The following is a 19,808-nucleotide window of genomic DNA, read 5'->3' on the forward strand; positions in this document are numbered from 1 at the left end:
ACTGGAGGGTAACTTAGCGGCCGTCGCGCCGGAAGGGGTCGGCCCTCAGGCGCGGCCCCGGCGGCGCCGGGAGGCCACCACCACGGCTCCGGCGACCAGGAGGAGGGCGGCCACCGTGACCGCGATCGCGGGGGCCCGGCTGCCCTGGTCCTGGCCCGGTGCGGTGTCGGCCGGGGGAGCGCTGGTGCCGGCGTCGGCCGGGAACCCGACCGGGGCGGTGACCTCGAACTGCACCGGCTCGTCGGCCGCCCGGTCGCTACCGGGGGCCTCGTCGCCGCACCCCGTGGCGGGGTAGCCGCCGACCGCGCAGATCAGCCCGCCGTCGCCCTCCCGCAGCTCGGCGACCGCGGCGATCACGTCCTTGGCGGTGTCGCCCGGGCCCGCCAGCACGCAGGTGGCGGTGGGGCTGCCCGGGCCGGCGCCGCCCTCGGGGGCGTCCTCGGCCACGCCCGGGTCCACCAGCACGGCGACGCGGGCACCGTCGGCGCTGGGCTCCGTCCCCGCGCACACGGTGGCGAAGTCGGGGGCGGTGCGGGGCTCGCGGGCGGCCGTGCCGTGCACCGCGAACCGCATCGCCTGCACCGAGCCCTCCGCCGGGACGACGTCGGCCGGACCGGTCATGGCCGCCGTCCAGGTGGTGCCCTCGCCGGTGAAGTAGGCCCAGTAGCGGTAGGCCGTCTCGGCCGAGGCGCTCGGCGCCAGCCCGGCCAAGCCGACCAGGGCGGCCAGCACCACCGCGGCCAGGCGCAGCGGGGCGCGGGAGGTGGTCGGGGAGGGGGCGGGTCGGGCCATCGGTGTGCTCTTCTCTGTGCTGTCGGGCGGTGCGGTCGACCGGGCGCGCGGCCGCGTCGCCCCGTGCTGGTCGTCGTCCGTCCGTGTGTCCTGCCTCGGTCCGCGGCAGCCTATCCAGGCGGCACCGACAGCTCCCGCGCCCGGCGCGGCCGGGCGACCTCCGGGAACTGTCGGGAGCCTGGTCTAGGGTCGTGTCGTCGTCATCGACCGGCGGCGAGGCACCTGAGGATGGTTGAGGCGTGATCACTTTCGAGTCCGTCAGCAAGACCTACCGGGACGGCACGCGTGCCGTGTCCGACCTCGACCTGGTGCTGCCCTCGGACGAGATCTCGATCGTGGTGGGGCCGTCGGGCTGCGGCAAGACCACCATGCTGCGGATGATCAACCGCATGATCGAGCCCACCACGGGCACGATCAGCTGGGACGGCCAGCCGTTGACCACGCTGCGCCGCACCACCCTCCGCCGCCAGATGGGCTACGTCATCCAGAACGGCGGGCTCTTCCCGCACCGCACGGTGCTGGACAACATCTGCACCGTCCCGACGCTCCTCGGCTGGAGCCGGGCCAAGAGCCGGTCCCGGGCGATCGAGCTGCTCGGGCGGGTCGGGCTGGACCGCTCGCTGGCGCACCGCTTCCCCGCCCAGCTCAGCGGTGGTCAGCAGCAGCGCGTCGGGGTGGCCCGCGCGCTCGCCGCCGACCCGGTGCTGCTGCTGATGGACGAGCCGTTCTCCGCCGTCGACCCCGTGGTCCGGGCCGACCTGCAGGAGCTGGTGAAGGGGCTGCAGCGCGACCTGGGCAAGACCATCGTGATGATCACCCACGACATCGACGAGGCCATGCTGATGGGCGACCAGGTGGTCATCATGCGGGTGGGTGGGCGGATCGCGCAGAGCGGCACCCCCGACGAGATCCTGGACCGCCCCGCCGACGAGTTCGTCGAGGGCTTCGTGGGCAAGGACCGCGGCTACCGGGCGCTCAGCTTCGCCACCGCCTCCGGACTGCGGGTGTCCCGGGTGCGCTCGGTGCGCTCGGCGGCCAACGCCGGCTCCGGGTCGGCGGCCGTGGTGGTCGACGGCGACGGCCGTCCGCAGGGGTGGGCCGACGCGTCCCGCCCGGGCGTGCTGATCCCGCTGGGTGCCACCTTCCGTCCCGACCGCGACAGCCTCCGGGCGGTGGTGGACGCCGCCCTGTCCTCCCCGGTCGGACAGGCGGTCGCCGTCCAGCCCAGCGGACGGCTGGCTGGTGTGGTCAGCGCCGCCGACGCGCTGGAGGCGGTGCGGCAGCGCCGGATCGCGGTGGCCGACGAGCACACGCCGACCGGTCCGGACGCGGGTGCGGAGGACGCTGACGCGGCCAGCCCCCAGGCGGACGTCGACGGGGGTGACGCGGTCAGCGGGACGGATACCACGAACGGGTCCGGCACCGGGAGCACCCGCGACCCTGAGGGAATGGGGGACGGGTCGACGGACCCGGCGGAGCAGCCGGCCGCGCCCGCGATGACGTCCGAGGTAGAGCAGGACAGGTCGCCGGAGGCGACCAACCCCGCCCTCCTGGTGGACCACCCGCGCTCGGTCGACGAGGCCATGGTGCCGCTGGACGAGGGCGAGGACGAGGACGAGCGCGATGCCGCGGCGGCGGCCGAGGCGTCGGTCCCGGACGACCAGCCCGGCACCGGTCCGGTCGGCGCGGGTGCGGACCGTGGCGAGCACGCTCCCGGGGGCGAGGACCCCGCGGGGGGCAGCCAGCCTCGCGACCCCAGCGACGAGGAGGCCTCGGCGACCGGCGAGCACGGTCCTGGCGAGGGAGAGCAGGGTCCGCGGGGTGACGAGCCCGCCGGCCCCGCCGACGAGCAGGCTCCGGACGGCGACGTGCGCGACCCCGCGCCCACCGACGTCCCGGCCGGTCCCGGTGCCCCCACCGTCGGTGACGTCGTGGGTCCTCCCTCGGTCGACCCCCTCGGCACGACGAGCCGACCGGGAGGGTCCTCCGGCGAGCCGGGGTCCGGTCCCTCCGCCCGGGCGGACGGCGGCTCGCAGGACGCCGACGTGCCTGCCCAGGAGCAGGACCTGCGCCGGACCCTGGGTGATCACTGATGGACCTGGACTGGGTCGGCCGCAACCTCTCCGACGGTGAGGACATCCTCGGGCTGCTCGGGCTGCACCTGCTGCTGGCCCTCACCCCGGTGCTGATCGCGCTGGTGGTCTCCATCCCCCTGGGGTACGCGGTCTCCCGGACCCGGGCGGCCGCCGGGCCGCTGCTGGCCGTGGCCGGGGTCGTCTACTCCATCCCCTCCCTGGCGCTGTTCGTCACCCTGCCGCTGCTGATCGGCACCCGCATCCTCGACCCGATCAACATCGTCGCCGCACTCACCATCTACACCATCGCGCTGCTGGTCCGGGGCGTGGTCGACGGGTTCCGCTCGGTCCCCACCGACGTCACCCAGGCCGCGGACGCCATGGGCATGGGCCGCCTGCGGCGGGTCCTGACCGTCGAGCTGCCGCTGGCCATGCCCGTGGTCTTCGCCGGCCTGCGGGTGGCCACCATCTCCAACATCGCGCTGGTCAGCGTCGGCGCCGTCATCGGCATGGGCGCCCTCGGCCAGCTCTTCGACCTCGGCTTCAGGCAGGGCTTCTACACCCCGATCATCGTCGGCATCGTGCTGATCGTGATGCTGGCCCTGGTCTTCGACGCCGTGATCCTGCTGGTGCAGCGGCTGGTGCTGCCCTGGAACCGGGGGGCCGCCACGTGAACGCCTTCTCCTACCTCCTCGACCCCAACAGCTGGAGTGGCTCCGGCGGCATCTGGGTGCGGCTGGGTGAGCACCTCGGGTACAGCGTGGCTGCGGTCCTGCTGGCGGCGGTGGTCGCCGTGCCGGTGGGGGTCGTCGTCGGCCACACCCGCCGCGGCGACGCCGTGGTGAGCGGGGTCAGCAACGCCGCCCGCGCCATCCCGACCCTCGGGCTGCTGGTGCTGGTCGTCACCCTCCTCGGTACCGGGCAGCTCCCGGTGGTGCTGGCCCTGGCCGTGCTGGCCGTGCCGCCGATCCTGGTCAACACCGCGGCCGGGGTGAGGGGCGCCGACGCCTCCGCGGTGCACGCCGGACGGGCGCTGGGGATGACGCCCTGGCAGCTGGTGCGCGGCGTCGAGCTGCCGCTGGCCCTGCCGCTGATCATCTCCGGGCTGCGGAACGCCTCGCTGCAGGTGGTGGCCACCGCCACCGTCGCCGCGCTGGCCGCGGCCGGTGGTCTCGGGCGGTTCGTGGTGGACGGCCAGGGGCTCGGCCCCGGCGGCTACCCGCAGATGTTCGCCGGGGCCCTGCTGGTGGCCCTGATGGCGATCGTGATCGACCTGCTGCTCGGCGGTCTCGGCTGGTGGCTGCGCCGCCGGTCACGTCGGGTCCGCCGTGGCGACCGGAGCGAGCTCGATGCGCTCGAGCAGACCCGTAGCTGAACCGGGAACACCGCGGGCGTCCGCGGTGTTGGTCGGTCAGAGGCGGGGTGGCCGGCAGGTCGCGCATCCGCACCTGGACCACCCAGTGACCACCGACGCACCCGAGGAGCACCTCCCATGAAGAAGACCGGACTGACGGCCGCGCTGCTGGCCGCGGCCCTGACGCTGGTCGCCTGCGGCGGCGGCTCCGACCCGCTGGCCGCCGACCCCTCCGAGTCCGCCGAGGGCGGTGGCGGCAACGAGACCGAGGTCGTCGTCGGCTCGGCCAACTTCACCGAGTCCCAGGTGCTCGGCGAGCTCTACGCCCAGGCCATGGTGGCCAAGGGCGTCAACGCCCGCACCCAGCCCAACATCGGTGCCCGTGAGGTCTACCTGACCGCGCTGCAGGACGGCTCGGTCTCGGTGGTGCCGGAGTACACCGGCAACCTGCTGCTCTACTTCGACGCCAACTCCCCCGCCTCCACCGCGGAGGAGATCGAGAGCGCCCTGCAGGAGACGCTGACCTCGGAGGAGCTCGTGCTGGGCACCCCGTCCGAGGCCGCTGACCAGGACGTCTACGTCGTCACCGGGGAGTTCTCCGAGGCCAACGGCGTCACCTCCCTGGCCGACCTGAGCAAGGTGTCGGCCGACTCCGTGCTGGGTGGGCCCGGCGAGCTGGCCGAGCGGTCCTACGGCCCGCCCGGGCTGGCTGAGGTGTACGGCGCGGAGTTCAAGGAGTTCAAGGCCTACAACGCGCCCGCGGTCAAGATCAAGGACCTCAACGACGGCAAGATCCAGGTGGCCACCTTCTTCACCACCGAGGCCGCGATCGCCGACAACGGCTACGTGCAGCTGGAGGACCCCGAGGGCATGATCCTGCCGCAGAACGTGGTCCCGCTGATGGCCCCGGCCGTCGCCGAGGACCCGGCGGCGGTGGAGGCCCTGGACGCCGTCTCCGCGGCCCTCACCACCGAGGACCTCACCGCGCTGAACAAGCAGGTCGACGCGGACCGTCAGAGCCCGGAGGACGTCGCGGGGGAGTGGCTGGCCTCGAAGGGTCTGGCCTGAGCGTCGCCGCCGGCTGACCGGCAGCACCCGCGACCCGCGCTGGACACCTTGTTCAGCGCGGGTCGTGGCGCGTCCCGGCCCGTTGCGCGCGGTGACCAGCGCCGCGGGCGGCACCTTGGCGGCGTCGCCCCGCTCTGCTGCTGTGGGAGGGAGGAGCGACGCGGACCCCAGGGTCGGCGGGAGGAGGACGACGGTGTTCGAGGAAGGGCAGCTCTACTCCCCGGTCAGCCGGGACGAGGACGGTGCCGTGCAGGTGCACCTGGCCGAGAACCATCCTGGGTTCAGCGACCCGGACTACCGCCGCCGGCGCAACGCCATCGCCGAGGTGGCCCTCCAGCACCGGCCCGGCGACCCCGTCCCCACGATCGAGTACAGCGAGGACGAGCACCGCGTCTGGCAGGTGGTCTCGGCCGAGCTGGAGGAGCGGCACCACGAGCACGCCAGCGCGGAGTACCTGGCGGCGAAGGAGCGGCTCGGTCTGCCCCGCGACCGCGTCCCGCAGCTGGCCGAGGTGACGGCCCGGCTCCAGCCGCTGACCGGGTTCCGCTACGTCTGTGCCCCCGGTCTGGTCGGGCTGCGCGAGTTCTACGGGTCCCTGGCCGACCGCGAGTTCCACTCCACCCAGTACCTGCGCCACCCCTCCCGGCCGCTCTACACCCCTGAGCCGGACATCATCCACGAGGTCCTGGGGCACGCCAACCAGCTGGCCAGCCCACGGTTCGCCGCCCTGACCCACGCCGCCGGCGAGGCCGTCCGGCGTCTCGGCACGGACGAGGCGGTGCAGCTGGTCGCGGACGTGTTCTGGTTCACCCTGGAGTTCGGGGTCATCCGCGAGGACGGGGAGCCGAAGGCCTACGGGGCCGGCATCCTCTCCAGCTCCGGGGAACTGGACGAGTTCGCCCGGATGGAGATCCGGCCGCTCGACCTCGCCGACATGGGCACCCTCAACTACGACATCACGGCCTACCAGCCGGTCCTCTTCGCCGCTGAGTCCCTGGACCACCTGGACGACGTGGTGGGCACCTTCTTCAGCAGGGTCGACGACGACTCGGCCGCCGAGCTGCACGCCCGGGGGCTCGCGGGGCAGCGCGCCGGGGTCTGAGGTCAGCCGACCCTGCGACGCCACTTCCGGTCCGCACCGGACTCCGGGGCCTCCTCGGTCAGCCCGCTGGCCTTCGCCGCGGCGTCGACCACCTCGCGGAAGGGCAGCAGACGGCGGCGCCAGGTCGCCGAGCGGGCCTGGCGACCCACCGGGACCCGCAGCCTGGGCGAGCTGGTGCTGATCGCCTGGACGGCCGCGTCGGCGACCTCCTGCTCGACCGTGCCCTCGTGCCGGGCGATGCCCCGCAGCCGCGGCTCGGCGCGGTCGACCAGGGTCCGGTAGGCGCTCGTCGGTCGCATCTGGGTGCCGCCGACCAGCGTCCGCTCCAGGCTCGGCTGCAGCACGACGACGTCCAGCCCGAAGGGGGCCACCTCCAGCGCCAGCGCCTCCGACCAGCCCTCCAGCGCCCAGGTCGCTGCGGCCAGCGCGGACAGGGCGGGGGAGGGGGTCAGCGCGGCGGAGGAGCTGATGTTGACGATGCGTCCCTGCCGGCGTCGGCGCAGGTGGGGCAGCACCACCCGGGTGACGGCCATCGCGCCGAACAGCATCCCGTCGAGGGTGTGGCGGACTTGGGCGGTGGTGAGGTCCTCGAAGAAGCCGAGCGGGGTGTCTCCAGGGACGTTGACCACCGCGTCCAGCCGGTCGCCGGTGGCCTTGAGGGTCAGCCCGACGGCCCGCTCGATCGAGGCGTCGTCCTCGGGGTCCAGCTGGAGCACGGTCGCGTCGCGGCCGATGGTGGCGAGCTCTGCGCGCAGGGCACCTGAGCGGGACGGGTCGCGCATGGTCGCGAAGACCTGCCACCCCGCCGCGGCGGCGGTCACGGCGATCCGCAGCCCGAGGCCGTCGGCGCAGCCGGTGATGAGGACGGAACGGCTGGGGCTCATGGGGCAGAGCCTAGTGAACCGCGGCCCTGGGTGGCGTGCGGGTCAGTAGCCCCCGGACGTCGCCGAGCCCCCCTCGAGCACCGCGCGCGTCCCGGACAGACCCAGCCGGGTGGCCCCTGCCTCCACCAGGGCGACGGCGTCGGACCAGGTGCGGATGCCACCCGAGGCCTTCACGCCCAGTCGGCCGCCGACCGTCTGCGCCATCAGGCGGACGGCGTGCACCGAGGCCCCGCCGGCGGGGTGGAAGCCGGTCGAGGTCTTGACGAACTGCGCGCCGGCCTGCTCAGCCGCTTCGCACGCGGCGACCACCTGCTCGTCGTCCAGGGCGGCGGACTCGATGATGACCTTGAGCAGGGCCGCGTCCGGCATCGCCGACCGCACGGCGTCGATGTCTGCGCGGACGGCCGCCACGTCGCCGCTGAGGAGCCGGCCGAGGTCGATGACCATGTCCACCTCGGTCGCACCCTCGGCGACCGCCTGGGACGCCTCGGCCGCCTTGACCGCGGAGGTGTGCTTGCCCGAGGGGAAGCCGCAGACCGTGGCCTTCGCCACCGATCCGGTGTCCCCGACCTCTGCGACCAGCGACGGCGACACGCAGATGGCGAAGACGCCCAGCTGCTGCGCCTCGGAGGCCAGCGCACGGACCTGGGCGCTAGTGGCCTCGGGCTTGAGCAGGGTGTGGTCCACGAGCAGCGCCAGCTGCGCCGGTGTGAGCGTCATGCAGGTCACTCTGGCCGTGGGGCGGTGGGAAAGGCAACCGGCCGACGGGAGTCGGCACCTGTGGTGCCGGCGCTCCCTGACGTGGCAGGGTGTGGCCACACCGCGGACCGGCCGATCGCCGCCTCGTCGACGTCCTCCGTCGGCTGCGGACGGTCGACGTCGAAGCAGTGCAGCATGAGGAGGAGCATGATGAGGACGTCCACCAGTCCCCGGAAGCCAGCAGCCGACCAGGCGACCCGGCGGTCGTCCTGCCGGTACCGGCACGGCGGCGCGCGGGTGCCCGCAGGCCGGCAGGCGGCACGGTGAGGTCGCGCCCACGTCGACGCGGGCAGGTGAGGCGCGGCCGCAGCCCCGGGATCACGGTGATGGAGTCGTTGCGCGTGGTCAGGCCGACCACGAACCCCTACATGGTGCAGCTGTGCCGGGCCCTGGAGTCGACACCGGACGTGACTCTGCGGTTCTTCTCCTTCCGGGCCGCGCTGCTCGGACGCTACGACGTCCTCCACCTCCACTGGCCCGAGATCCTCGTCGAGAGCCGACGACCCGTCAGGCGCTGGTCGCGTCGACTGCTGGTCGCCGCCCTGGTGCTCCGTCTGCACCTGACCCGGAGCGTGGTCGTCCGCACCAAGCACAACCTGCACCGGCCGGAGGGCATCGCCCGGGTCGACCACTGGCTGCTGGACCGGCTGGACCGGCTCACCCGCGTCGTGATCCGCCTCAACGACCGCACGCCCGTCGAACGCTGGCAACGGGCCTCCACCATCCCGCACGGTCACTACCGGGACTGGTTCGAGGGGATGCCGCACCGGGAGCCGGTGCCCGGGCGGCTGGCGTACGTGGGTCTGGTCAGGCGGTACAAGGGCGTGGAGCATCTCATCGCCGCCTTCAGCTCGGTCCACGACCCGCGGCTCAGCCTGCACATCGCCGGTCGGCCCTCGACCGCCCAGCTCGCCTCCGAGGTGCGGTCCTCGGCGGGGGACGACCGGCGCATCACCCTGGACCTGCGGTTCCTCGACGACCCGGACCTGGTCGAGGCGATCACCGGCAGCGAGCTGGTGGTGCTGCCGTACCGGCACATGCACAACTCCGGGACGGTCCTCGCTGCCCTGTCGCTCGACCGACCGGTGCTCGTCCCCGACAACGACGTCAACCGGGATCTCGCGGTCGAGGTGGGAGACGGCTGGGTGCACTGCTACGAGGGGGAGCTGTCGTCCGAGGACCTCATCAGGGTCACGGCAGCGCTGCGGCTCTCCTCGGCCGACCGCCCCGATCTCACCGGCAGGGAGTGGGACACGGCCGGCCGTCAGCACCGTGAGGCGTTCCTGGCGGCCTTGGCCTGAACCCGCCGGTCCCAGGAGGCTCAGCACCACGGTTCGACGTCGCAGGCTCAGCAGACGAACAGGTTATCCGCAGGTTCTTCCGTTTTGCTTGTAGCGCCCCCGGGGCCGATGCATACTGATCCAGCAGATCGAGGCAGCCCATTCTGCGAGTCACGCGTCGGGGGGACGTAGACCGTGGGCGGGCCCGGTCTTCGGGGGAAACGTGTCACGCTCTTTCATCAAGTTCGGCCTGCCCGCATGCGCCGTCGTCGCGCTGCTGGTCATCACCCTGCTCGTCGTCCAGCCGGGACGCTCGCTCGATGCGACGCCTCGACCCACGACGCAGCCGACCGTCACCACGCCATCATCCGGCTCGCCGTCCTCGGCGGCCTCGCCGTCGGCGTCACCGTCAGCACCCGGGTCGGCTGACCCAGCGCCGGACGAGGAGGAGGCGTCACCGGACGCCGAGCCCGAGACGCCCGGGACGGCGTCGACCGCTCCCGTCCCGGCACCCACCAGCGAGACCGTCCCTGCGGGGACCGTCGACGACGTGGTGGAGGCCCGGGAGCCGGCGCCCACCGAGCCCGCCGAGGACGGTGAGGCCGAGCTCGAGGACGGCATCACCATCCGTCTCCAGGAGGCGCGCATCGAGACCGTCGAGGCCGTCGGTCCCGGCGAGACGTCGGGTATCAGCGTCGTCGCCGTCGTCGAGCTCGAGAACAACAGCGCCGAGGAGCTCGACCTCGGCTCCGCGGTCGTCCGGCTGGTCGACGCCGACGACCGTGCCGGGGACCCCGGTACCGGAGCTCCCTACGCACCCCTCGAGGGCGTCGTCGCCCCCGACGGGACCGCGCGAGGCACCTACGTGTTCCGGGTCTCGCCCGGTGCGGAGGAAGACCCCTTCACCCTGCTCGTCACCCATTCCGCTGACGCTTCCACGGTGCTCATCACCGCCGAAGCAGCCTGAGAGCCCACCATGAACCGAGAAGAGGAAGCGTCAGTGAACGCACAGCACCCGGTAGTTCGACGAGGGGCGCTCTTGATCGCCCTCGTCCTGGCCCTGGTGCTCGGCACCGGCCAAGCACCCGCCGCGGCCGAGGAGTCCGAGGTCAACCTGACCGGCCCGGCTCCGATCGAGCAGCGCTCACCCACGACGGTGACCGCTGACGCCCTGCCCACCGTCCAGCTGGACTCGGGGCTGGCGTGGACGCAGGTCATGGTGGGGAACAAGGTCTACGTCGGCGGCAGCTTCTCCAACGCCCGTCCCTACGGGGCGGCGAAGGGCACGCAGCTCACCCCCAGGGGGAACCTGCTGGCCTACGACATCACCACCGGGGAGCTGGACACCGAGTGGGACCCCAGCGTGACGGGGACCGTCAGGTCCATCGCGGCCTCGCCCGACGGCAAGCGCATCTACGTCGGGGGCACGTTCTCGAAGGCCAGCGGCCAGACGCGCTGGAACTTCGCCGCCTTCGACGCACAGACCGGTGACCTCCTCACCACCTTCAAGCCCGCCGTCGGCGGGAGCTACGTCAACGCCATCACGGCGGTCGGCGACGTGGTCTACGTCGGTGGCCTGCTCGGCGCCGGCAACGGGGTCACCCGCAAGAACCTGATGGCTTTCAACACCTCTGGACAGCTCCTGGGCTGGGCCCCCACCACCGACCTGCAGGTGGACGCCATGGTGGCTGCCCCAGGCACCGACAAGCTCATCGTCGGTGGGCGTTTCGGCGTGGTCAACGGCGTCCCCCAGCGCGGGCTCGTCGCCCTCAGCATGTCCGACGGCTCCATCCAGCCGTGGGAGGCTCCGACGCACGTGCGCAACGGCGTGTCCGAGGGCACCTACAAGGGCAAGGCCGGCATCTACGCGTTGAGCGCCGACGGCACCTCGGTGTTCGGCACCGGCTGGGTGTACGCGGCGGCCGAGTACGGGAACTTCGAGGGCGTCTTCTCGGCCCAGCCGGCGAGCGGCGCCCTGAACTGGGTGGCTGACTGCCACGGGGACCACTACGGCGTCCACTCCGACGGCACCACGGTCTACAGCACCAGCCACGAGCACTCGTGCGAGTCCATGGGCGGTTTCCCGCAGAAGGACCCCGCTCCGGGCAACATGCGCAACGCCACCGCCGTGACCGCTGCCCGGAAGGGCACTCTCACCCGGGGCACGAACACGCCCTTCTACCAGGACTGGACCGGCTACCCGGCGCCGGCCGCGATCAACTGGTACCCCGACTGGTACACCGGCACCGCGTCCGGTCAGGGCCAGGCCGGGTGGAGCGTCGTCGGTACCGGCAAGTACATCGCCGTCGGTGGCGAGTTCATCGGTGTGAACGGGCAGGCCCAGTACGGCCTCGTGCGGTTCTCCTCCGAGCCCGCCAGCGGGCGTCGAGAGGGTCCGCGGCTGAGCGGGGACGCCTGGGCGCCCACCGCCATCTCGCCCCACTCGGGTTCGGTCCGCGTCACCTTCCCCTCCAACTGGGATCGTGACGACCTCGGGCTGAGCTACGAGGTGCTGCGCAACGGCACGAAGGTGGGCACGGTCACGGCCAGCTCCAGCTTCTGGAACCTTCCTTCGCAGACCTACAACGACAGCACCGTCGTGAAGGGCCAGACCTACACGTACCAGGTGCGGGCGGTCGACGGGGACGGCAACACCGCGCTGAGCAAGACGGTCTCGGTCACGGTCTCGACGGCGACCTTGGGTGCCTACTCCCAGCGCGTCCTGGACGACGGTGCCTCGCTGTACTGGCGACTCAACCGTGCCGCCGCCATCGAGACGGACCTCGCAGGCAGCGACCCTGGCCAGGTGACGGCGGGCGTGCAGGCCACGACCCCAGGGGCACTGGTCGGTGACCAGGACGCGGCCAGCCGCTTCCCCGGCAGCAGCACCGGGGCGATGGGGAGCAGCAAGGCCGCTCCCGGTCCCTCGACCTACGCGGTGGAGCTGTGGTTCTCCACCACGACCAACCGCGGTGGCAAGCTGGCCGGCTTCGGTGGTTCCCAGCTGGGGACGTCCAACAACTACGACCGTCACGTCTACATGACCGACGACGGCCGGCTGTTCTTCGGTGCCTACACCGGGGTGACCAACATGGCCACCAGCTCGAACAGCTACAACGACGGTCAGTGGCACCACGTGGTGGCGATGCAGTCCTCGGCCGGGATGCGGCTCTACGTCGACGGTGTCGAGGTGGGCAGCAACCCGAACACGGGTGCCGAGCCCTACACCGGCTACTGGCGGGTCGGGGGCGACAACCTCGGTGGCTGGCCCGGTCCGGTGAGCAACGTCTGGTTCGACGGCAGCATCGACGAGTTCGCGGTGTACGGCAAGAGCCTGGCTCCGGCGACGGTCGCCGCCCACCACCAGCTCGGACGCGCGGTCGCCAGCCCGACGGCTGAGTTCTCCTCGGTCGTGAAGGACCTGGCCGTCACGGTCGACGGCCGCGCCTCGAGCGCTCCCACCGGGCGCACCGTCACGGGGTACTCCTGGGACTTCGGTGACAGCACGCCGCCCACGACCGGCAGCACCTCGTCGCACAGCTACGCCAAGGCGGGGGAGTACGCCATCACCCTGACCGTCACCGACAGCGGCGGCGGCACCGCCGTCAAGAAGCAGACGGTCACGGTGAGCGCCGCGCACGCCGCTCCGGTCGCCTCGTTCAGCCAGGACGTTCAGGGCCTGACCGCCTCCCTCGACGGGAGCGGCTCGACCGCAGCCAGCGGCGCCACCATCGCGTCCTACGCATGGGACCTCGGTGACGGGGCCACGTCCAGCGAGGCGCAGCCGTCTCACCGCTACGACGAGGCTGGGACGTACGCCGTCCAGCTGACGGTCACCGACAGCAAGGGCGCCAAGGGCACCACCACCAAGCAGGTGACCGTGACCCATGCCGACCCGGTGCCGGCATTCCAGGCCACCACCTCCGAGGCGCTCACCGTCGCGGTCGACGCCAGCGCATCGACCACCTCCGACGACGCCGTGCCGAGCTTCTCCTGGAGCTGGGGCGACGAGACGGCGGACGGCAGCGGCCGCACGGCGAGTCACGAGTACGCGGAGGCAGGCAGCTACGACGTCGTCCTCACCGTGACCGACGACGCGGGCGGCGAGGCCACCCTCACGAAGACGGTGACGGTGACCGAGGAGCAGCTGGTCGCCCAGGACGCCTTCGGGCGCAGCGTGACCAGCGGTTGGGGAGCCTCCGACGTCGGTGGCACCTGGACCGGCACCACCGGGTTGTCCGTGGCCGGCGGTTCGGGGCTCGTGACCGTGGGACGCAGCCAGACGCGGACGGCGACGTTGACCTCGGCCGTCGCGGGGGACACCGACTCCCGCTTCACCGTCGGGCTCGACAAGGTGGCCGACGGGGGCGGGGCCCACGTCAACTACCACGTGCGCAGGGGCGACGACGGTGGGTACCGGTTCAAGCTCCGGTACGCCGCGAACGGGAACGTGAACGTGGGTCTGGCCCGCATGGTGGGCAGCACGGAGACCCTGGTCGCCAACCGCCTGCTCTCCGGGTACACCCAGACCGCGGGCGCCGAGCTGCAGGTGCGCATGGAGGTCCTGACGGAGGGCACCTCGACCCGGCTGCGGGCGAAGGTGTGGCCCGAGGGACAGCCCGAGCCCGAGGCGTGGTTCGTGACGACCACCGACAGCACCGCTACCCTGCAGGACAGCGGACACGTGGCCTTCTCGGCCTACGGCACGGGCACCATGACCAACGGCCCCGTGGTGGTGTCGATCGATGACCTGGAGGTGCGGTAGGCGGTGGCGGCGAGACGTGTGCTGATCCTCTGGGCCGAACCCGGTTCGACGAACCTCGGGGTCCGGGTCCTGGCCCAGGGGACGGCGGCACTGGCCCGCCAGGCCTTGGGTGAGATCGAGGTCGAGCACCAGGGCTACGGCCCGGGTGACTCACCGGTTGCGCTCGGCTCGCAGAAGCGGATGGCCGCACGGCTGGTGCGTCCGGACGCGGTGATCGAGTGGTTGCGCGGATTCGACCTGGTGCTCGACACGCGGGCCGGGGACAGCTTCGCCGACATCTACGGGGGCCCTCGCCATCGCCGCATGACGCTGATGTACGAGGCGGTCCGGCGAGCGGGGGTGCCGGTGGTCCTGGCACCCCAGACGGTCGGCCCCTTCGACACCCGCCAGGGCAGGTGGTTGGGGCGCCGCACCCTGCGAAGCGCGGCGCTCACCATGGCCCGAGACACCAGGAGCTTCGAGACAGCCCGGGCGCTGGGCGCTCGCCGCTCGCTGCTCACCACCGACGTCTGCTTCGCCCTGCCCCGGCCGGAGCGGGCCGACGACCTGGACGTCGTGCTCAACGTCTCGGGACTGCTCTGGGGGCCGAACCCGCACGTCGACCACCAGCGCTACCAGGCGGTGGTGCGGCAGCTGCTCCAGCGCCTGCAGCAGGACGGTCGCAGCGTGACGCTGCTGGCCCACGTCATCGACTCCCCCCTGCCGGACAACGACGTGCCGGTCGTCCGGGCCCTCGGCGAGGAGCTCGGTCTGCCCGTGGTCGTGCCGACCGACGTCGCCGACGTCAGGGCGTGCCTGTCCGGGGCCCGGGTGCTCCTGGGCTCGCGGATGCACGCCTGCCTCAACGCGCTGTCCGTCGGCACCCCGACGGTCCCGCTGGCGTACTCGCGGAAGTTCAAGCCGCTGCTGGACCGCATCGGCTGGCCCGGCACCGTCGACCTCCGCGACGACGGCGACCTCGTCGGTCGCGCCATGACCATGGTCGACGCACCGGGAGCCCAGGAGCGGGCGCTCGAGGTCCGGGGACGGGCCCAGGCCGACATCGCCGTCGCAGCGGACGCGCTGGCGGGCGTGGTGTGACACCGGCCGACGACGGCCGAGCCGGCGGCGGGGGGCCGGCCGAGCCGCCCGGCACGGCCGCCACGTCGACCGACGGCCCGGCAGCCGACCCTGGTGCGCTGCGGGCCAGCACCGCCCGGGGCACCAAGGTCGTGATGCTCGGGCAGGTGGTCCGGATCCTCATCCAGACCGCCTCGGTGGTCGTCCTGGCCCGGATCCTCGCGCCCACCGACTACGGCTACTTCGCCCTCGCCCTGGCCGTGGTCTCCCTGGGAGAGGTGCTCCGGGACTTCGGGCTGTCCACGGCGGCGATCCAGGCCAAGACCCTCTCCCGCGGCCAGCAGAGCAACCTGCTCTGGATCAACCTGGGCATGGGCCTGGTGCTGGCGACGATCTGCTTCACCGCCGCACCGCTCCTCGGACGTGTCGACGGGTACGGCGAGGCGGCCTCGCTGCTGCGGGTGATGGCCGTCTGCTTCGTGATCAACGGCCTGCTCGCCCAGTACCGGGCCGACCTGAGCAGACGTCTGCGCTTCGGGTCGCTGGCCCTCGCCGACGTGGTCGGACCCCTGTCGGGGCTGGTCGCCGCCGTGGCCACGGCACTGGCCGGGGGCGGCTACTGGGCCCTGGCCGCGCAGCAGGTCGGCGGCCTCCTGGTGACCACGACCCTGGCGATCGTCCTGGCGGGGTGGCTGCCGCGGCTCCCCGACCGGTCCGCGGACGTCCGTCCGATGCTGAAGTTCGGCGTAGGCATGGTCGGCACGCAGCTCGTGGGGTTCTGCAACAACAACGTCGACACCCTGACCGTCGCCTGGCGCTTCTCGCCGACTGATCTCGGGGTCTACAACCGGGCTTTCCAGCTCCTGATGCAGACGCTCAACCAGCTGCGCAACCCGACGACGACCGTCGCCCTGCCGGTGCTGGCCCGGCTGCAGGACGGAGGGCCGGAGGCGGACCGCATGCTGCTGCGAGGGCAGGCAGCACTCGGCTACACGCTGGTCGCCGGAACCGCGTTCGCCGCCGGTGCCGCGAGCCCGGTGATTCTCGTGGCGCTGGGACCGCAGTGGTCGCAGGCCATCCCGCTCTTCGCGGCACTGGCCGCCGCGGGGGCCTTCCAGACCATCGGATTCGTCAACTACTGGGTGTTCGTGTCCAGGGGCCTGAGCGGGCGCCTCTTCCGCTACTCCTTGTTGAGCCTCACGCTGCGCGTGATCTGCGTGCTGGTCGGCAGCCAGTGGGGTGTCGTCGGGGTCGCTGTGGGCTACGCCGTGGCCCCTGCTGTCGCTCTGCCGTTGTCCTACGCCATCCTGTCCCGGTGGACGAACATCCCGCAGCGGGCACTGCACTGGGGCAGCCTGCGCATCGTGCTGTGCGGTGCGGCCGCCGCGCTGACCACCTTCGGCGCCCAGCAGCTGCTGTCGAGCACGCCGGTCCTGGTGCAGCTCGTCGCCTGCCTGCTGGTCACCGTGGCCACCTACGCCCTGGCTACCCTCGTGCCCGCTGTGCGCCGGGACGTACAGGGCGTGCTGGCCTTCGCGCGGCTGGCCGCCGGTGGCCGGAGACGCACGACGACCGTGGGGTGAACCCGTGCCGTCACTGAGTGCGGAGCTGCTCTCCCTGGGGCTGCTGGGGCTGGGCCTTGCGTCGGTCTTCCTGCTGGTGGTCCGCCGTTCGCCCCGGACGGGTGCGGTGGTGTGGTTGCTGGTGGTGGCGCTGGTGCCCATCTGGGTGAGCGTCACCGTCGTGGTCGGCTGGTCGTCGGTGTCCGTCGTCGGCATGGCGCTGGTGGCCGGGCTGCTGCTGTCAGGGCACCTGCCACGGCACTGGAACGTCGGTGACCTGCTCTTCGGAGCCCTCTTCGTCGTGTCCGTCGCGCCCGCAGCCCTCGGCGTGATGGGCATCAGCTCCCTGTTCGGCGTGCTGTCCATCTGGGTCGTGGGCTGGTTGGTGGGGCGGCTGCTGGGGTCGACGGTCGGGGCGAGCTGGCTCTCCTCGGCGGTCGCGGTGGTCTTCGCGGTCGTCGCCGTCCTGGCCCTGCTGGAGTTCGTGACCGGCTGGCACGGTCTCTCGGAGTGGGGCCCCTCCAACTCGGCGCGGGCGGCGTGGAGCCGGATCCAGGGTAGGGGTGGGTTGGAGCGGTCGGAGGGAGCGTTCGGCCACTCCATCGCACTGGGCTGCTCCCTGGCCATGGCGATGGTGCTCACCCTGCAGGCGAGGTTCCGTCCCGCCGTGCGGCTCATCCTCGTCGTCGTCATGCTCGCGGGCGCGGCGGTGACCATGAGCCGGGTGAGCGTGCTCTGCTCGTTGCTCGGGCTCGGACTGGCAGTGCTGTTCTCGCGCAGCGCGGCCGTCCGCGAAGTCCGACGAGGGCTGGTGGTGGTCCTCGTGGTCGGGGGAGTGGTGGCCGCCCTGCTCGCCCAGTCGGTGTACGCCAGGGCGGGGGCCGAGCTCGAGGGCAGCGCGTCCTACCGGGGCAACCTCATCCCGCTGCTGCAGCAGGTGCAGCTCCTCGGTCCGAGTCCCGCGATGCAGCGCGCGGCCGACGGCACCCTCTACTTCGGGAGCTTCCGCTCCATCGACAGCCAGCTGATCCTGTTCGGGATCTCCTACGGTGGCCTCACCCTCCTGCTGGTCCTCGCCCTGCTCGCGGTGGGGGCCGTGCTCGTCCTGACCCGTCGGGCCAGCCTGGCCACCATCGCGGTGGTGGCGCAGGTCCCGGCCCTGGCGACCGTCGCGCTGATCACCCAGTACGCGCACCTGACGTGGTTCGTGGCGGGCCTGGCGATAGCGATGGCGACCGAACCGGCTGCACCTACACTCAGGGCCGACGAGGACCAGCAGAGGGCCTCGACTCGGACAAGGGGTGTGGGATGACCTTCGCGCAGTTCGTCGCGGTGGTGCGCAAGCGCTGGTTCCTGATCCTCATCCCCTTCCTGCTCGCCTGCGGCAGCGTCGGAACCTGGTCGATGCTCACCACCCCCCTCTACACGGCCACAGCCAGCTCCTACTTCTCGATGCAGGGCGGCGGCACGGCCAACGAGCTGTACCAGGGAGCCAACTACACCCAGCAGCAGCTGGGCTCCTTCGCCGAGCTGGCCACCAAGCCGATCGTCCTCGATGCCGTCATCGACGACCTCGACCTGGACACGACGTCGGGCGAGCTGGCCAGGTCGGTGTCGGCCGACGTGATGGCGGAGTCGGTCATCATCGACCTCTCCGCCACCAGCGCCTCGCCGCAGCTCGCCGCCGACCTGGCCAACGCGATCGCGCTGCGCCTCGGCGTGGTCGTCAAGGACCTCTCACCGGTCGTCGACGGGCAGCCCACCATCGACGTGGTGACCGTGGCCACGGCAGTGCCGCCCCGGTTCCAGAGCAGCCCGGACACCCGGCGGAACGTCCTGGCCGCCGGCCTGGGGGGACTGCTGCTCGGCCTCGTGCTCGTGGTGGCCCGTGAGCGGCTGGACACCCGCGTGCGGGGCGAGTCCGACCTCCCCGGGGGGCAGGGCGTGCTGGCCTCGGTGGAGGACCTGCGCGACGCCCGGCAGAACCCCATCCTCCCGCTCCAGAGCCGGACCCCGCGGGCCCAGGTCCGCGCCGAGGCCTTCCGCCGGCTGAGGACCAACCTCCGCTTCATCGACGTCGACCACCCGCCGCGGGTGATCGTGATGACCTCCGCCGTGGCCGGGGAGGGGAAGAGCAGCACCGCGGTGAACCTGGCGCGGGTGCTGGTCCAGGACGGCCACCGGGTGGTGCTGGTGGACGGGGACCTGCGACGCCCCAGCGTTGCGGCCTACGCCGGGCTCGAGGGCTCCGTCGGCCTGACCGACGTGCTGGCTGGGTCGCTGGACCTGGAGACCGCGCTGCGTCGCTGGCAGCACGACCGCCTCCAGGTGCTCCCCAGCGGGTCGCTGCCCCCCAACCCCTCTGAGCTGCTGGGCAGCGACGCGATGGCGTCCCTGATGGGGCAGCTGCGCGACACCTTCGACTTCGTCATCCTCGACACGCCGCCACTGCTCCCGGTCATCGACGCCGCCGTCGCAGGGGTGCTGGCCGACGGGGTGGTGATGGTGGTCCGCCACGGTCACACCACCCGGCCGCAGCTCGAGCACGCCGCCGACTCGCTCCGTTCCGTGGACGCCCGGCTCCTCGGGTTCGTCTTCAACCGCACCCCCCGCCCGAGCCCCTGGCGTCGCAAGCAGCAGGACTACTACGAGCAGGACGGGCGCCGCAGCGACGTCCCGCGCTCCGACGAGGACTTCTCGGGCGAGCTCTCCGGCGAGGCGGGCAGCCGGGGCTGACCGGTGCCATGCCCCGCCGGAGCCCGGGGGCTCAGCGCACCGGCAGGGACCAGGACGGCGAGGAGCTGGACGGCATCGCTGGGCTGACCGGGGCCGGGCGGTCGCCTTCCCACCGGCGTGCAGGATCTCGTTGCCGATGCTGACGTCCCGGTTGTTCCACGGCATGGCGGCGTCCGGACGGGGACGTCGCGGCTCCGCACCCATGGACCTGCCGTGGGCGCGGCGCTCACCCAGCGTGACCGCGACGGCGTCGCGGCTCAGCACCGCGCCGGCTCGCTCCGCTCCGTGGACGCCCGGCTACTCGGCTTCGTCTTCAACCGCACTCCTCCGCCCGAGCCCGTGGCGTCGCACGCAGCAGGACCACCACGAGCA

General features: G+C 72.6%; 15 protein-coding genes. 12 read left to right on the forward strand and 3 right to left on the reverse strand.

Annotated features, from left to right (window positions below; all coding sequences use genetic code 11):
• Window positions 1-45 precede the first annotated feature (45 nt).
• Window positions 46-792: an SCO2322 family protein gene (locus BLT52_RS06135; RefSeq protein WP_090591601.1), complete on the reverse strand. Its 747-nt coding sequence runs from the start codon at window positions 790-792 to the stop codon at window positions 46-48.
• 239 nt (window positions 793-1,031) lie between these two features.
• Here BLT52_RS06135 and BLT52_RS21185 point away from each other — a divergent pair, with 239 nt between their 5' ends.
• The 5 genes from BLT52_RS21185 to BLT52_RS06160 all read left to right on the forward strand — a co-directional run bounded on the left by BLT52_RS21185 (window position 1,032) and on the right by BLT52_RS06160 (window position 6,391).
• Entirely contained in the window at window positions 1,032-2,885 is a 1,854-nt protein-coding gene (locus tag BLT52_RS21185) for an ATP-binding cassette domain-containing protein (RefSeq protein WP_197679219.1), read from the forward strand.
• Window positions 2,885-3,541 carry an ABC transporter permease gene (locus BLT52_RS06145; protein ID WP_090591604.1) on the forward strand — a complete coding sequence of 219 codons (657 nt, stop codon included), beginning with the start codon at window positions 2,885-2,887 and terminating at the stop codon, window positions 3,539-3,541. Before BLT52_RS21185 ends, BLT52_RS06145 begins: the two co-directional genes overlap by 1 nt.
• The gene (locus BLT52_RS06150) at window positions 3,538-4,242 is read left to right on the forward strand and encodes an ABC transporter permease subunit (protein ID WP_090591605.1); all 705 of its coding nucleotides are present in this window, start codon (window positions 3,538-3,540) and stop codon (window positions 4,240-4,242) included. The genes BLT52_RS06145 and BLT52_RS06150 overlap by 4 nt, the downstream gene beginning before the upstream one ends.
• Before the next feature lie 117 nt (window positions 4,243-4,359).
• A complete protein-coding gene (locus tag BLT52_RS06155; protein WP_090591608.1) occupies window positions 4,360-5,289 on the forward strand; it encodes an ABC transporter substrate-binding protein in 930 nt (309 codons plus the stop codon).
• A 193-nt stretch (window positions 5,290-5,482) separates the two neighbouring features.
• Window positions 5,483-6,391 (forward strand): phenylalanine 4-monooxygenase, encoded by a 909-nt coding sequence (locus tag BLT52_RS06160; RefSeq protein ID WP_090591609.1) that lies wholly within the window; start codon window positions 5,483-5,485, stop codon window positions 6,389-6,391.
• A gap of 2 nt (window positions 6,392-6,393) precedes the next feature.
• Here the strand turns inward: BLT52_RS06160 and BLT52_RS06165 are convergent, their stop codons facing one another.
• Window positions 6,394-7,275 (reverse strand): SDR family NAD(P)-dependent oxidoreductase, encoded by an 882-nt coding sequence (locus BLT52_RS06165; RefSeq protein WP_090591612.1) that lies wholly within the window; start codon window positions 7,273-7,275, stop codon window positions 6,394-6,396.
• A 42-nt stretch (window positions 7,276-7,317) separates the two neighbouring features.
• Window positions 7,318-8,004, reverse strand: coding sequence for a deoxyribose-phosphate aldolase (gene deoC, locus BLT52_RS06170; RefSeq protein ID WP_197679220.1), 687 nt, complete (start codon window positions 8,002-8,004; stop codon window positions 7,318-7,320).
• A gap of 356 nt (window positions 8,005-8,360) precedes the next feature.
• Between deoC and BLT52_RS06180 the strand changes: the two genes are divergently transcribed.
• The 7 genes from BLT52_RS06180 (at window position 8,361) to BLT52_RS06215 (ending at window position 19,436) form a co-directional block, all read left to right on the forward strand.
• Entirely contained in the window at window positions 8,361-9,335 is a 975-nt protein-coding gene (locus BLT52_RS06180) for a glycosyltransferase (protein WP_090596373.1), read from the forward strand.
• A 202-nt stretch (window positions 9,336-9,537) separates the two neighbouring features.
• Window positions 9,538-10,281, forward strand: a complete 744-nt coding sequence (locus tag BLT52_RS20750; protein ID WP_157677000.1) for a hypothetical protein — start codon at window positions 9,538-9,540, stop codon at window positions 10,279-10,281.
• A 72-nt stretch (window positions 10,282-10,353) separates the two neighbouring features.
• On the forward strand, window positions 10,354-14,079 hold the full coding sequence (locus BLT52_RS06195) for a PKD domain-containing protein (RefSeq protein ID WP_157677001.1): 3,726 nt from the start codon (window positions 10,354-10,356) through the stop codon (window positions 14,077-14,079).
• 3 nt (window positions 14,080-14,082) lie between these two features.
• Window positions 14,083-15,159, forward strand: a complete 1,077-nt coding sequence (locus BLT52_RS06200) for a polysaccharide pyruvyl transferase family protein (RefSeq protein WP_157677002.1) — start codon at window positions 14,083-14,085, stop codon at window positions 15,157-15,159.
• On the forward strand, window positions 15,156-16,721 hold the full coding sequence (locus BLT52_RS06205) for a lipopolysaccharide biosynthesis protein (protein WP_090591626.1): 1,566 nt from the start codon (window positions 15,156-15,158) through the stop codon (window positions 16,719-16,721). Before BLT52_RS06200 ends, BLT52_RS06205 begins: the two co-directional genes overlap by 4 nt.
• A 4-nt stretch (window positions 16,722-16,725) precedes the next feature.
• Window positions 16,726-18,012 (forward strand): hypothetical protein, encoded by a 1,287-nt coding sequence (locus tag BLT52_RS06210; RefSeq protein ID WP_090591627.1) that lies wholly within the window; start codon window positions 16,726-16,728, stop codon window positions 18,010-18,012.
• Window positions 18,009-19,436 (forward strand): polysaccharide biosynthesis tyrosine autokinase, encoded by a 1,428-nt coding sequence (locus BLT52_RS06215; protein WP_090591630.1) that lies wholly within the window; start codon window positions 18,009-18,011, stop codon window positions 19,434-19,436. The genes BLT52_RS06210 and BLT52_RS06215 overlap by 4 nt, the downstream gene beginning before the upstream one ends.
• The last annotated feature ends 372 nt before the right edge of the window (window positions 19,437-19,808 follow it).

Source organism: Auraticoccus monumenti, assembly GCF_900101785.1.
Taxonomy (GTDB): Bacteria; Actinomycetota; Actinomycetes; order Propionibacteriales; family Propionibacteriaceae; genus Auraticoccus; species Auraticoccus monumenti.